The organism is Lysobacter sp. F6437 (assembly GCF_052547215.1).
In genome coordinates, this window is record NZ_JBQWRB010000001.1 from 1417733 (window position 1) to 1430607 (window position 12875).

A 12875-nucleotide genomic window follows, 5' to 3' on the forward strand; every position below is an offset into this window, starting at 1 on the left:
TGCCGGGGGAACGCCTTCGCCGCCCGCTCAGAACTGGCCCCGGTACCAGTTCTTGAGCTGGTTGAAGAAACTGCCCGCGCGGCCGGTGCTGATCACCGGCCGGCGCGGGTTCTCGATCTGGCTGCCCATCAGCAGCAGGCCGACGCCGGTGGCATGCACCGGGTTGCCGACCACTTCGCCCAGGCCGGTCACGTGCTGCGGGATGCCCACGCGGACCGGCATCTGCAGCATTTCCTCGGCCAGTTCGACCACGCCTTCCATCTTTGCCGCGCCACCGGTCAGGACCATGCCGGCGCGGACGTGCTGCTCGAAGCCGCTGCGACGCAGTTCGGCCTGGACCATTTCGAAGATTTCCTCGTAGCGCGCCTGCACCGCCTGCGCGAGCGAGTGGCGCGGCATCCGGCGCGGCGGGCGGTCACCGACCGACGGCACCTGGATCGATTCCTCCGCGGTCGCCATCTGCGCCAGCGCGCAGGCGTAGCGGACCTTGATCTGTTCGGCCTCCGGCGTCGGCGTGCGCAGCATGTGCGCGATGTCCTCGGTGACCTTGTCGCCGGCGATGCCGAGGCTGGCCGAGTGCGCGATCGCGCCCTGCACGAACACCGCGATGTCGGTGGTACCGGCACCGATGTCGACCAGCACCACGCCGAGCTCGCGCTCGTCGCTGGTCAGCACCGCGTTGCTCGATGCCAGCACGCCGAGGATCAGGTCATCGACCTGCAGCCCACAGCGCTGCACGCACTTGCTGACGTTGGCCGCGGCCGATTGCGCGCAGACCACTAGGTGGGCGTGGACTTCCAACCGCACGCCGGTCATGCCGACCGGGTTGCGGATGCCTTCCTGCGAGTCGTCAAGCACGTAGTCACGCGGAATTGCGTGCAGGATCTTCTGGTCGGCCGGGATCGCCACGGCTTTGGCCGCATCCAGCACGCGGTCGAGGTCGGCGAAGCTGACTTCGCCATCGCGGATCGGCGCGATGCCCTGCGAATTGCGGCACTGTACGTGGCTGCCGGAGATCGACGCATAGACCGAGCGGATCTCGCAGCCGGCCATCAGCTCGGCCTCCTCGATTGCACGCTGGATCGATTGCACGGTCGACTCGATGTCGACCACCACGCCCCGGCGCAGGCCGCGCGATTCGTGGCTGCCGATCCCGATGACCTCGATCGGGTTGCCCGGCGAGAACTCGCCGACCAGTGCCACCACCTTGGAGGTGCCGATGTCGAGGCCGACGATCAGCGATTTGTCGCCTTTGCGATTCATGACTTTCCCTGCTTGTCGGCTGGCGTGGCCCGGCTGCCGGAATCGGCGATCGGGGCCCAGCTCAGCGCAAAACCATTGGTGTAACGAAGGTCGGCGCGAACCAGCCGCTGGACCTGTTGTGCGAGCAGTTGCGGCATCAGCCGCACGAACCGGCCTATCCGTGCGCGCGCCTCGTTGCGGCCGACCACGACCTGCGCGCCGTTGGCCAGGCCGAGCGTCCAGCTGCCGCGCGGATCCAGCACCACCGCCTCCACATCCACGCCGATCGGCGCGAACAGCACCTGCACCTCGTTGTAGAGCGCGACCACGTCTTCGATCCGGCTTTCCGGGCCATGCAGCAGCGGCAGGCCGGCCGGGACCTCGATGCCGGCGGCCGGGAAGATCCGGCCGTGCTCGGACAGCACCTGGTCCTTGCCCCAGCGCGCGAACGGCACGTGCTCGACGACGTTCACTTCGAGCACGTCGGGCCAGCGCTTGCGTACCTCGGCGCGCTCGACCCACGGCAGCTTCGCGACCGCCGCCTGCGCATCGTCCAGGCGCACCGCGAAGAAGCCCTGGCGCGCGTACGGCAGCAAGGTCTGGCGCAGCAGCGCGTCGTCGACGCGATGGAACTGGCCGGTCGCGCGCAGCTTCGCCAGCGGCCAGTGGTCGCTGCCGACCCAGCCGTTGAGCACGGCCACCAGCGGCAGCGCGACCAGCGCCACCGCGAGCAGCCAACCCAGCAGGCGCAGCATCGCGTTCACGCGCGCGCACCTCCTGCGAGATCGAGGCTCGACTCGAGCACGCGCCAGCACAGGTCCTCGAAACCGATCCCGACTTCGCGCGCGGCCTTGGGCACCAGCGAGTGGCTGGTCATGCCCGGCGCGGTGTTGACCTCCAGCAGGAAGAATTCGCCGCTGGCGCGGTCGCGCATCACGTCGACCCGGCCCCAGCCACTGCAGCCCGCCGCTTCGAACGCAGCCAGCGCGATGCGGCGGATCTCGTCCTCGGCCGCGCCGTCGAGGCCGGGGCACAGGTACTGGGTATCCTCGGCGACGTACTTGGCGTTGTAGTCGTACCACTCGCCCTTCGGCACGATCCGGATCGACGGCAGCGCGACGTGGCCGGTCCCGCCGGCGAGGATGCCGACGGTCAGCTCGTCGCCGACCACCATCTGCTCCATCAGCAGTTCGCCGGGGTAGTTCGACGCCAGCGACACCGCGTCGTCGAGGCCCGCGTCGTCGAGCACCCGCGAGATGCCGACGCTGGAGCCCTCGCACGACGGCTTGACGATCAACGGCAGGCCGATCTTGCGGGCGGCGTCGTGCACGTCGTCGCCCTGCCCCAGCCGCAGGTAACCCGGGGTCGGCAAGCCGACACTGAGCCAGACCTGCTTGGTCCGGATCTTGTCCATGCTCAGGGCCGAGCCGAGCACGCCGGAGCCGGTGTACGGGACGCCGAGCGCATCGAGCAGGCCCTGCAGCACGCCGTCTTCGCCACCGCCCTTGTTGCCGTGGAGGATGTTGAAGACGCGGTCGACCTGGCCCTCGCGCACCTTGTCGACCAGCGCCGGGATGCCGTCGACCGCGAATGCATCGACGCCGCGCGACTGCAGCGCTTCGAGCACGTTGCGACCGGAGTCGAGCGAGACTTCGCGCTCGGAACTGGTGCCGCCCATCAGGACCGCGACGCGACCGAACACGGCCGGGTCGGTCACCTTCGGTGGCGAGATCCCGACGCTCATGCCGCGCCCTCCCCGTCCGGGGTGAAGCCATGCGTCGCCACGTGCTGCGCGGCCTGGCCGATGTCGCCGGCGCCCATCATCAGCAGCAGGTCGCCGTTCTCGAGCACGTCGCCGAGCACGGTCGGCAGTTCGCTCGCGCCGCCGACCACCACCGGGTCGATCCGCCCGCGTGCGCGGATCGCCCGCGCCAGCGACTTGGCATCGGCGCCGGCGACCGGCGCCTCACCGGCGGCGTAGACCTCGGTCAGCACCAGCGCGTCGACGCTCGACAGCACGGCGGCGAAATCGTCGAACAGGTCGCGCGTGCGGCTGTAGCGATGCGGCTGGAACGCGACCACCAGCCGCTTGTCCGGCCAGCCGCCACGGGCCGCGGCGAACACCGCTTCCAGCTCCTTCGGGTGGTGGCCGTAGTCGTCGACCACGGTGACCATGCCACCCTTGGCGAGCGGCGTCTGCGACAACAGGTTGAAGCGGCGGCCGATGCCGGCAAAGCCTTCCAGCGCCCGCGCGATCGCGGCCGGTTCGACGCCGAGCTGCCACGCCACCGCGGCCGCGGCCAGCGCGTTCTGCACGTTGTGGCGGCCGGGCAGCGCGAGCGTCACCGGGCAGCGCGCGCCGTCGGGCAGGCTCAGGGTGAAATGCATGCGGGCACCCTGCTGGCTGACGTCCTCGGCGCGCACGTCGGCGTCCTCGGAGAACCCGTAGGTCATCACGTGGCGCGGGGTGCGCTCGGCCAGCGCGGCGACCTCGGCGTCGTCGATGCACAACACCGCCAGTCCGTAGAACGGCAGGCGGTGCATGAACTCGAGGAACGCGGCCTGGACCTGGGCGAAATCGCCGCCGTAGTTCTCCAGGTGGTCGGCATCGATGTTGGTGACGATCGCGATCTGCGGGTTGAGGCGCAGGAAGCTGCCATCGCTCTCGTCGGCCTCGGCGACCAGCCAGTCGCCACCGCCGAGCCGTGCGTTGGCACCGGCGGCGAGCAGTTGCCCGCCGATCACGAAGGTCGGGTCGATCCCGCCCTCGGCCAGCACGCTTGCGGTCAGCGAGGTGGTAGTGGTCTTGCCGTGGGTGCCGGCCACCGCGATGCCGCGCTTGAAGCGCATCAGCTCGGCCAGCATCTCAGCGCGCGGCACCACCGGGATGCGCTGCGCACGCGCTTCCATCAACTCCGGGTTGTCGGCCTTGATCGCGCTCGACACCACCACGCAGTCGGTACCGAGCACGTTGGCCGCGCTGTGTTCGCGATGCACCGCGATGCCGAGCTTCGACAACCGGCGCGTGACCGCGTTGTCGGCCTTGTCCGAACCCGACACCTGGTAGCCGAGCGTGCACATCACCTCGGCGATGCCGCTCATGCCGGTGCCGCCGACACCGATGAAGTGGACGCGCGGGAACGCCTTGGCGAGGTCACCGCTGTGTTGCAGCCGGCGGCGCACGGTACTGCTCATGCAGCCTGCTCCTGGTCTGGGGAATGGGGGTTGGTTGCGAGCCGGGCGACGATCCCGGCGACGCGCGCCGCGGCGTCCGGCCTGGCCAGCGCGCGGGCGTCCTGCGCCATGCGCAGCAGGTCGACGCGCTCTGCGAGGATCTCCAGCGTTGCCGACAGGCGCTGCGCCAGGTCACGCGAGTCGACACCCTGCGGCAGCAACTGGGCGGCGCCGCGATCCACCAGGTACTCGGCGTTGCGGGTCTGGTGGTCGTCGACCGCCTGCGGGAACGGCACCAGCACGCTGCCGACCCCGACCGCGCACAGTTCGGCGAGGGTCAGCGCGCCCGCACGGCACACCACCACGTCGGCCCAGCCGTAGGCCGCAGCCATGTCCGCGATGAATGGTTCGATGCTGGCCTCGATCCCGGCTTCGGCGTAGGCGCGGGCGGCACCGTCGACCTGTTTCTCGCCGCACTGGTGGCGAACCTCGAAACCGTCGATCCGGCCGCGCAACCCGGCGAGCGCCGCCGGCACCGACTCGTTCAAGGCGCGCGCGCCCTGGCTGCCGCCGAGCACGAGTATGCGAAGCGGACCCTGGCGGCCGGCGAAGCGGTGTTCCGGTCCGTCGACCGCGGCGATCTCGGCACGTACCGGATTGCCGACGACCTCCTCGTTGTCGAACGTGCCGGGGAAACCGGTCAGCACCTTGCCGGCGAACTTCGCCAGCACGCGGTTGGTCATGCCCGGCGCGCGGTTCTGCTCGTGCACGACCAGCGGGATGCCGGCCAGTCGCGCGGCGAGCCCGCCCGGTCCGGCTGCATAGCCACCAAAGCTGACCACCACGCCCGGCCGGCGCTTGCGCAGCACCGCGGCGGCGGCCCGCACCGCGCCGATGATCTTGAGGGGCGCCCCCAGCAGGGTGCCGACTCCCTTGCCGCGCAGCCCGCGGACCGCGATGGTGTCGATCCCGATGCCATGCTGCGGGACCAGCCGGGTTTCCATGCCGCCCTCGGCACCGAGCCAGGTCACCGGCACGCCGCGGTCGAGCAGTTCGCGCGCGACCGCGAGGCCCGGGAAGATGTGCCCGCCGGTACCGCCGGCGAGGATCATCACCGGGCGCATGGCGGGACTGGCGACCTGCCCGTTCATCCGAGCCTCCCGATCACCGGCTCGACGCGCTGGCGCAGCCGGCTGGTGCCGCGCGCCGCGCTGGCCACCGGCGCCGGGCGGGAAGGCGCCGCCTGCGACGGCAACGGCTGGGTCGTCGACGGGGTACCGGCCGACGGCTTCGCCGCCTCGCCGCGCAGGCGTGCGACCTGGCGCTGCGCGCGGTCGAGTTCGTACGACACCCGTAGCAGCAGGCCCATCGCGGCGCACGTCATCAGCACGCTCGAACCGCCGGAGGAAATCAGCGGAAGGGTCAAACCCTTGGTCGGCAGCAGGCCGAGGTTGACGCCGATCGACACGAAGCTCTGCAGCCCGATCCACAGCGCGATGCCGAACGCGCAGTAGCCGGAGAAATGGCGGCGCATCTCGACGCACTTCAGCCCCAACCACAGCGCGCGCCCGACCAGCAGCGCGTACAGGCCGATCACCGTGCATACGCCGACGAAGCCGAGTTCCTCGGCGATCACCGCAAGGATGAAATCGGTATGCGCCTCGGGCAGGTACGACAGCTTCTGCACCGAGCCGCCGAGCCCGACCCCGAACCACTCGCCGCGTCCCACCGCCATCAGCGCGTTGGTCAGCTGGTAGCCGGAGTTGAACGGGTCGGCCCACGGGTCGAGGAACGAGGTCAGCCGGCGCACGCGGTAGGGCTCGGCGATCGCCACCACCGCAAGCAGCGGCAACAACACCAGCACCGGCCCGAACATCCGCGGCATGTTGACCCCGCCCAGCACCAGCATGCCGCCGGTGATCGCGAGGATCAGCGCCAGCGAACCGAAGTCCGGCTGCAGGATCAGCAGCAGCACCATCAGTACCGCGACGCCGAGCGGCTTGAACATCGCCATCCAGGTCGCGGTGACCTCCTCGCTGTAGCGCTTGAGGTAGCTCGCCAGCCAGATGATGTAGAGCAGCTTGACCGCCTCGACCGCCTGGAAGCTCGACACCCCGAGGTTGATCCAGCGGCGCGCGCCGTTGACCTCGTCGCCGAGGCCGGGGATGAACACCGCGATCAACAGCGCGAAACAGCCGAGCAGCAGCCAGTGGTTGTGCGACTCGATGGTCTTGAGCTCGGTGCGCATCAGCCAGACCGCCAGCCCCGCGCCGATGCCGAGGAAGGCCACGTGGCGGACCAGGTAGTGGAACGGGCCGACGCCGTAGTCGAGCGCGATCGAGATCGAGCTGGATCCGACCATCACCACGCCCAGGCACGCCAGCGCGCACACCACGCCGAGCAGCCAGCGGTCGTAGTGACCGCTGATCGCGTCGAGGCGGGTGGCCTGGCTGGATGCCTGGTGCGCGGTGTCGTTCATCAGCGCACCTTCAACGTCGCCAGGCCTACCAGCACCAGCACCACCGAGATGATCCAGAAGCGCACGATCACGCGCGGCTCGGGCCAGCCCTTGAGCTCGAAGTGGTGGTGGATCGGCGCCATCTTGAACACGCGCTTGCCGGTGAGCTTGAACGACGCCACCTGGATCATCACCGACAGCGTCTCGATCACGAACAGCCCGCCCATGATCACCAGCACCAGCTCCTGCCGGACGATGATTGCGATGGTGCCGAGCACCGCGCCGAGCGCGAGCGCACCGATGTCGCCCATGAACACCATCGCCGGATAGGTGTTGAACCACAGGAACCCGAGTCCCGCGCCGGCGATCGCGGCGCAGATGATCACCAGCTCGCCCGCCCCGGGCACCGCCGGGATCTGCAGGTACTCGGAGAACACCGCGTTGCCGGATGCGTAGGCGAACACGCCGAGCGCACACGCGACCAGCACGGTCGGCATGATCGCCAGCCCGTCGAGGCCGTCGGTCAGGTTGACCGCGTTGGAGAAGCCGACGATCCAGAAGTAGGCGACAACGATCAGCCCCGCGCCCAGCGGCAGCGCCAGCGCCTTGAACAGCGGCACATAGAAGGTGGTCGCGGCCGGGACGTCGGCGGTGGCGAACAGGAACACACCGGCGGCCAGTCCGAAGACCGACTGCAGCAGGTACTTCCAGCGCGACTTCATGCCATTGGGATCGCGCTTGACGATCTTCAGCCAGTCGTCGTACCAGCCGATGGCGCCGAACGCGACCATCACCACCAGCACCACCCACACGTACTTGTTGCGCAGGTCGCCCCACAGCAGCACCGAGGCGAGCACGGTGAACAGGATCAGCGCGCCGCCCATGGTCGGCGTGCCGGCCTTGGAGAAATGGGTCTGCGGGCCGTCGGTGCGGATCGGCTGGCCGCCCTTGTACTGGGCCAGCTTGCGGATCACCGCAGGGCCCCACCACAGCGACAGCGCCAGCGCGGTCAGCGCGCTGAGGATGCCGCGGAAGGTCAGGTAGCCGAACAGCGCGAAACTGCTCTGCAGTTGTTCGAGCCAGCGGGCCAGTTCAAGCAGCATCGGTATCCCCTTTGTTGTCGGACAGCAGCGCGGTCACGACCTTGTCCATCGCGCTGCCGCGCGAACCCTTGACGAGAATCCGGGGGGCGGTCGCCGGAGTGCCGCCGCCCGCCTTGTCCACGCCCGAATCGTCGCTGCCCGCTTCTGTAGGAGGGGCTTCAGCCCCGATAGGGAACCGGTTTCCGATCGGGGCTGAAGCCCCTCCTACAGAAGCCAGTTCCTTGCGCAGCGATTCGATCAGCGCGGCGTGGCTGTCGAAGACCTGCCCGCCTTCGCCAAATACTTCTGCCGCGGCGGCGCTGAGTTCACCCAGCGCGAACAGGCGCTTGATCCCGGCCGCCTTCGCACGACGCCCGGCTTCGGCATGCATCAGCCGTGCGTCGTCGCCGAGCTCGCGCATGTCGCCAAGCACCAGCCAGCCGTCGCCCGACGCCTCGGCCAAAGTGTCGATCGCCGCGGCCAGCGAGCCGGGGTTCGCGTTGTAGCTGTCGTCGACCAGTACCGCGCCGCCGTGCAAGGTATGCGCGACCAGCCGGCCGGCGACCGGCGCAGCCTCGGTCAGGCCGCGCACGATGGCATCCAGCGGGGCACCCAGGCCGATCGCCAGCGACGCTGCGGCGAGTGCGTTGCGGATGTTGTGGCGGCCCGGCATCGCCAGCTCGATCGCGGTCTCGCCGTCCGGCGTGACCAGGGTGAAGCCCGAGCCGTCGGCATTGACGCGGATGTCATGCGCACCCACGTCGCCGCTGGCCTCGAGCGCGAACCGGATCAGCTGGCGGCCATGCGCGCGCTCGGCGAAGTACGGCGCGAACGCGTCGTCGGCGTTGATCACCGCGACGCCATCGGCCGGCAGCGCGTCGTAGATCGCGGCCTTGGTGTCGGCGACGCCGAGCAGGCTGCCCATGCGCTCCAGGTGTGCCGGCGCGACGTTGTTGACCAGCGCCGCGTCGGGCCGGACGACCGTGGTCAGGTAGGCGATGTCGCCCGGCTTGCCGGCGCCCATCTCGTAGATCGCGAACTGCGCGTCCTCCGGCGCATCGAGCACCGCCAGCGGCAGGCCGATCTCGTTGTTGCGATTGCCGGGATTGGCATAGGCGTTGCCGGCGTGGCGCAGGATCGACAGCAGCAGGGTCTTGACGCTGGTCTTGCCATTGCTGCCGGTGATCGCGGCGACGCGGGTATCGCGGCCCCGCTGCACCGCGGCGGCCAAGTCGGCCAGCGCGCGCTCGGTGTCGGCGACGACGACCTGCGGAATCGGTGCATCGACCTGGCGCGAAACCAGTCCAGCCGCGACCCCACCCCGGGCCGCCGCGGCGACGTGGTCGTGGCCGTCGAAATTCTCGCCCTTGAGCGCGATGAACAGCGCGGCGCCGGTGGCCGGCAATGCGCGGGTATCGGTGGCAACCGCATCGACGGTGGCGTCCTCACCGTGCAGGCGGCCGCCGGTCATGCGTGCGATGTCGGAGAGCGACAACGGCTTCATGCCCGCGCCTCCAGGGCCGCGCGCGCGACCTCGGTGTCGTCGAACGGATGCAGCACGCCGCCGATGTCCTGGTTCGGTTCGTGGCCCTTGCCGGCGACCAGCACGATGTCGTCGGCGGTGGCGATCCCGACCGCGCGTGCGATCGCCACCGCCCGGTCGCGCTGTACGGTCACGGCACCGGCATCGATGAATCCGGCCATGATCTCGGCAACGATTTCGTCGCCGTCTTCGCAACGCGGATTGTCATCGGTGACGATCACCACGTCGGCATGGGTCTGCGCGATCGCGGCCATCTGCGGGCGCTTGCCACGGTCGCGCTCGCCACCGCAGCCGAACACGCAGATCAATCGCGCACCGGCGTGTGCCCGCAGAGAGACCAGCGCTTGTTCCAGCGCGTCCGGGGTGTGGGCGTAATCGATCACCACCAGCGGCAACCGGCCGTCGCCGCCAAGCCGGTTCATGCGTCCGCGCACCGGCTGCAGTTGCGACAGCACTTCTGCGATGCGCGACGGCGTGTCACCCAGCGCAAGCAACGCACCTGCAACCGCCAGCAGGTTGTCGACGTTGAAGCGGCCGAGCAGCGGCGAGGCCACGGCATGGCGTTCGTCGCCACAAACCAGTTCGAAACCAATCCCGGCGTTGTCGAGCTGCAACGATTCGGCACGCAGCCCGGCATCGGCATTGCCGCGCGAGCTCAGGCCGATCACCCGCAGTTCCGGCGGCAACGCATCCTTCATCGCGCGACCGTGGGCATCGTCGAGGTTGATCGCCGCCGCCTTCAAGCCCGGCCACAGGAACAGGCGGGCCTTGGCCGCGCCATAACCGGCCATGTCGCCGTGGTAGTCGAGGTGGTCGCGGGTGAGGTTGGTGAACACCGCGACGTCGAAGTGGACGCCGTCGACGCGGCCCTGGTCGAGCGCGTGCGAGCTGACTTCCATCGCCAGTGCATCCGCGCCGGCATCGTGCAGGTCGTCGACCAGGTCATGCAGTTGCAACACCAGCGGCGTGGTGAAGCCGGTCGGCACCACTTCGCCATGCAGGCCGGCGCCGAGGGTGCCGATGGTCGCCGCGCGCACGCCGCGCAGGTGCCAGGCCTGGCCGAGCAGTTGCACGGTCGACGTCTTGCCGTTGGTGCCGGTGACGCCCACCACGGTCATCGACCCGCTGACCCGGCCGTGGAAACGGTCGGCCAGCTCGCCCAGCCGGGCCCGCAGGTTGGGCACCGCGATCGCATCGGCGGGCGCGGGGATGTCGGCAGACGCCGGTGGCTCGAACAGGATCGCCGCTACGCCGGCGGCATGTGCCTGGTCGACGAACTTCAGGCCATGGGTGCCGAAACCCCCGATCGCCACGAACGCATCGCCACGCTTGATCGCGCGGCTGTCCTGCACCAGGCCGGTGATGACCAGGTCCGGCGCGATGCCCTCGACGTCGGGCAGCAGCTCGGCCAACGGCATGCTGCGATTCATCGGGCACCCCCGACGGCAACCGGATCGGGCAGGCCGCGGCCCGGGTCGTTCGCCGCACCGGCACCGGCCGCTGCCACGACGGGCAGCACCGGGGTGTCCGCGCCGGGCTTGCCGCCGTTGGCACGGATGCGCTTGGCCTGGGCCTCGGACTGCGCGGCCAGCCAGGTCTCGATGTCGTCCGGCGGCACGTCCATCAGACGCAACGCACCGGCCATGACGTTCTTGAACACCGGCGCCGCGACCGCGCCACCACCGTAGCCGTGGCCGGCGCTGGCATCGGGTTCGTTGATCACGACCACCATCGAGAACCGCGGGTTCTCCACCGGAACCACGCCGGCGAACAGCGCGACGTACTGGTCCGAGTAGCCGCCCTGCGGGCTGAACTTGCGCGCGGTGCCGGTCTTGCCGGCGACGTGGTAACCGAGGATCGCCGCGCCGGTGGCGGTGCCGCCACGCTCGGTCACGGTCTGCATCATCGCCAGCACCTCGTGCGCGAGTTCCGGCTTGATGATGTCCTCTGCCTCGTTGCGCTGGCCCTTGACGAAGGTCGGCGCGATCAGCTTGCCGCCGTTGGCCAGCGCGGCGTATGCCACCGCGACCTGCAGCGGCGTGACCGACAGGCCGTAGCCGTAGGCCATGGTCGCCTTGTCGGTGCCGTACCACTGGTCCGGCGACTTGAGTACGCCGGTCGACTCGCCGGGGAAGCCGCTGCCGGGCTTGCTGCCGTAGCCGAACTGGCGGACGAACTTGTAGTAGTAGTCGTCGGACAACTCCAGCGCGAGCTTGGCGGCGCCGACGTTGGAACTGTGGGTGATCACCCCAGTGACCGTCAACGCACCGTAGTTGCGGAAGTCGTTGATGGTGTAGGGACCGTTGCGCATGTACCCCGGCGAGGTGTCGACGATGGTGTCCGGGGTGACCTTGCCGGACGCCAGGGCCGCGGCAATGGTGATCGGTTTCATGGTCGAGCCGGGCTCGACCACGTCGGTCACCGCGCGGTTGCGACGCGCGTCCTGGCGGCCGCCTTCCAGGTCATTGGGGTTGTAGCTGGGCAGGTTGGCCATCGCCAGCACTTCGCCGGTATCGACGTCGAGCACCACCGCCGAACCGCTGGACGCGTCGTGCTCGAGCAATGCGCGGCGCAGCTCGCGGAAGGCCAGGTACTGGATCCGGCGGTCGATGGTCAGGGTCAGGTCGTGCCCCGGTTGCGCCGGCTGGAGCAGGTCGACGTTCTCGATGATGCGGCCCTGGCCGTCGCGGATGACCCGCTTGGAACCGGGCGTGCCGCGCAACCAGTCGTCGAACGCCAGCTCCAGCCCTTCCTGCCCGCGGTCGTCGATGTTGGTGAAACCCAGCACGTGGGCCAGCGCCTCGCCCTGCGGATAGAAGCGGCGGAACTCGCGCTGCGAGAACACCCCGGGGACCTCGTGGTCGAGCACGCGTTGCGCCTCGGCCGGGCTGATCCGGCGCTTGAGGTACATGAACTCCTTGTCCGCGCGCTGGCCGAGCTTGCGGGTCAGGTAGTCGGCCGGGACGCCGAGCAGCTTGGCCAGCTCGGGGATTCGGTCGACGTGCTTGAGCAGTTCCTGCGGGTTGGCCCAGACCGACTCGACCGGGGTCGACACCGCCAGCGGTTCGCCGTTGCGGTCGGTGATCATGCCGCGCGAGGTCGGGATCGGGATCTCGCGCAGCGCGCGGGCATCGCCCTGGCGCACGTAGAAGTCGTTGTTGAGCACCTGCACGTCGAACGCGCGGCCGACCAGCGCCACCGAGCACAACGCCAGCGTGCCACCGACCAGCGCCAGCCGGTGGCGCGGGTTGTAGCGCACGCCGCGACGCGGACGGCTGTCGTCGCTGGCGAACAGGTTCTTCAGCGAGCGCCACGACAGGCGTGCGTCGCCACTGCCACCATGACGGATGCCGCGATCATCGCGGCGCGGCTTGCG

10 protein-coding genes are annotated in these 12875 nt (G+C 69.7%); all 10 read right to left on the reverse strand.

Annotated features, from left to right (window positions below; genetic code table 11):
• Positions 1-27 precede the first annotated feature (27 nt).
• Genes ftsA through ACT9F5_RS06675 form a run of 10 tightly spaced genes read right to left on the reverse strand, consistent with a single transcriptional unit; the run spans position 28 to position 12794 of the window.
• A complete protein-coding gene (gene ftsA / locus ACT9F5_RS06630; RefSeq protein WP_445119098.1) occupies positions 28-1263 on the reverse strand; it encodes a cell division protein FtsA in 1236 nt (411 codons plus the stop codon).
• Positions 1260-2006, reverse strand: a complete 747-nt coding sequence (locus tag ACT9F5_RS06635) for a cell division protein FtsQ/DivIB (RefSeq protein WP_445119099.1) — start codon at positions 2004-2006, stop codon at positions 1260-1262. The genes ftsA and ACT9F5_RS06635 overlap by 4 nt, the downstream gene beginning before the upstream one ends.
• Complete coding sequence (locus tag ACT9F5_RS06640) at positions 2003-2986, reverse strand: D-alanine--D-alanine ligase (protein ID WP_445119100.1); 984 nt, start codon at positions 2984-2986, stop codon at positions 2003-2005. The genes ACT9F5_RS06635 and ACT9F5_RS06640 overlap by 4 nt, the downstream gene beginning before the upstream one ends.
• Positions 2983-4425 (reverse strand): UDP-N-acetylmuramate--L-alanine ligase, encoded by a 1443-nt coding sequence (murC, locus tag ACT9F5_RS06645; protein ID WP_445119508.1) that lies wholly within the window; start codon positions 4423-4425, stop codon positions 2983-2985. The genes ACT9F5_RS06640 and murC overlap by 4 nt, the downstream gene beginning before the upstream one ends.
• Before the next feature lie 8 nt (positions 4426-4433).
• On the reverse strand, positions 4434-5567 hold the full coding sequence (gene murG, locus ACT9F5_RS06650) for an undecaprenyldiphospho-muramoylpentapeptide beta-N-acetylglucosaminyltransferase (protein WP_445119101.1): 1134 nt from the start codon (positions 5565-5567) through the stop codon (positions 4434-4436).
• Positions 5564-6895, reverse strand: coding sequence for a putative lipid II flippase FtsW (gene ftsW, locus ACT9F5_RS06655; RefSeq protein ID WP_445119102.1), 1332 nt, complete (start codon positions 6893-6895; stop codon positions 5564-5566). Before ftsW ends, murG begins: the two co-directional genes overlap by 4 nt.
• A complete protein-coding gene (gene mraY, locus ACT9F5_RS06660) occupies positions 6895-7977 on the reverse strand; it encodes a phospho-N-acetylmuramoyl-pentapeptide-transferase (protein WP_445119103.1) in 1083 nt (360 codons plus the stop codon). The genes ftsW and mraY overlap by 1 nt, the downstream gene beginning before the upstream one ends.
• On the reverse strand, positions 7967-9460 hold the full coding sequence (locus ACT9F5_RS06665) for a UDP-N-acetylmuramoyl-tripeptide--D-alanyl-D-alanine ligase (protein ID WP_445119104.1): 1494 nt from the start codon (positions 9458-9460) through the stop codon (positions 7967-7969). Before ACT9F5_RS06665 ends, mraY begins: the two co-directional genes overlap by 11 nt.
• Positions 9457-10929, reverse strand: a complete 1473-nt coding sequence (locus ACT9F5_RS06670) for a UDP-N-acetylmuramoyl-L-alanyl-D-glutamate--2,6-diaminopimelate ligase (RefSeq protein WP_445119105.1) — start codon at positions 10927-10929, stop codon at positions 9457-9459. The genes ACT9F5_RS06665 and ACT9F5_RS06670 overlap by 4 nt, the downstream gene beginning before the upstream one ends.
• Positions 10926-12794: a penicillin-binding transpeptidase domain-containing protein gene (locus tag ACT9F5_RS06675; RefSeq protein WP_445119509.1), complete on the reverse strand. Its 1869-nt coding sequence runs from the start codon at positions 12792-12794 to the stop codon at positions 10926-10928. The genes ACT9F5_RS06670 and ACT9F5_RS06675 overlap by 4 nt, the downstream gene beginning before the upstream one ends.
• Positions 12795-12875 lie beyond the last annotated feature (81 nt).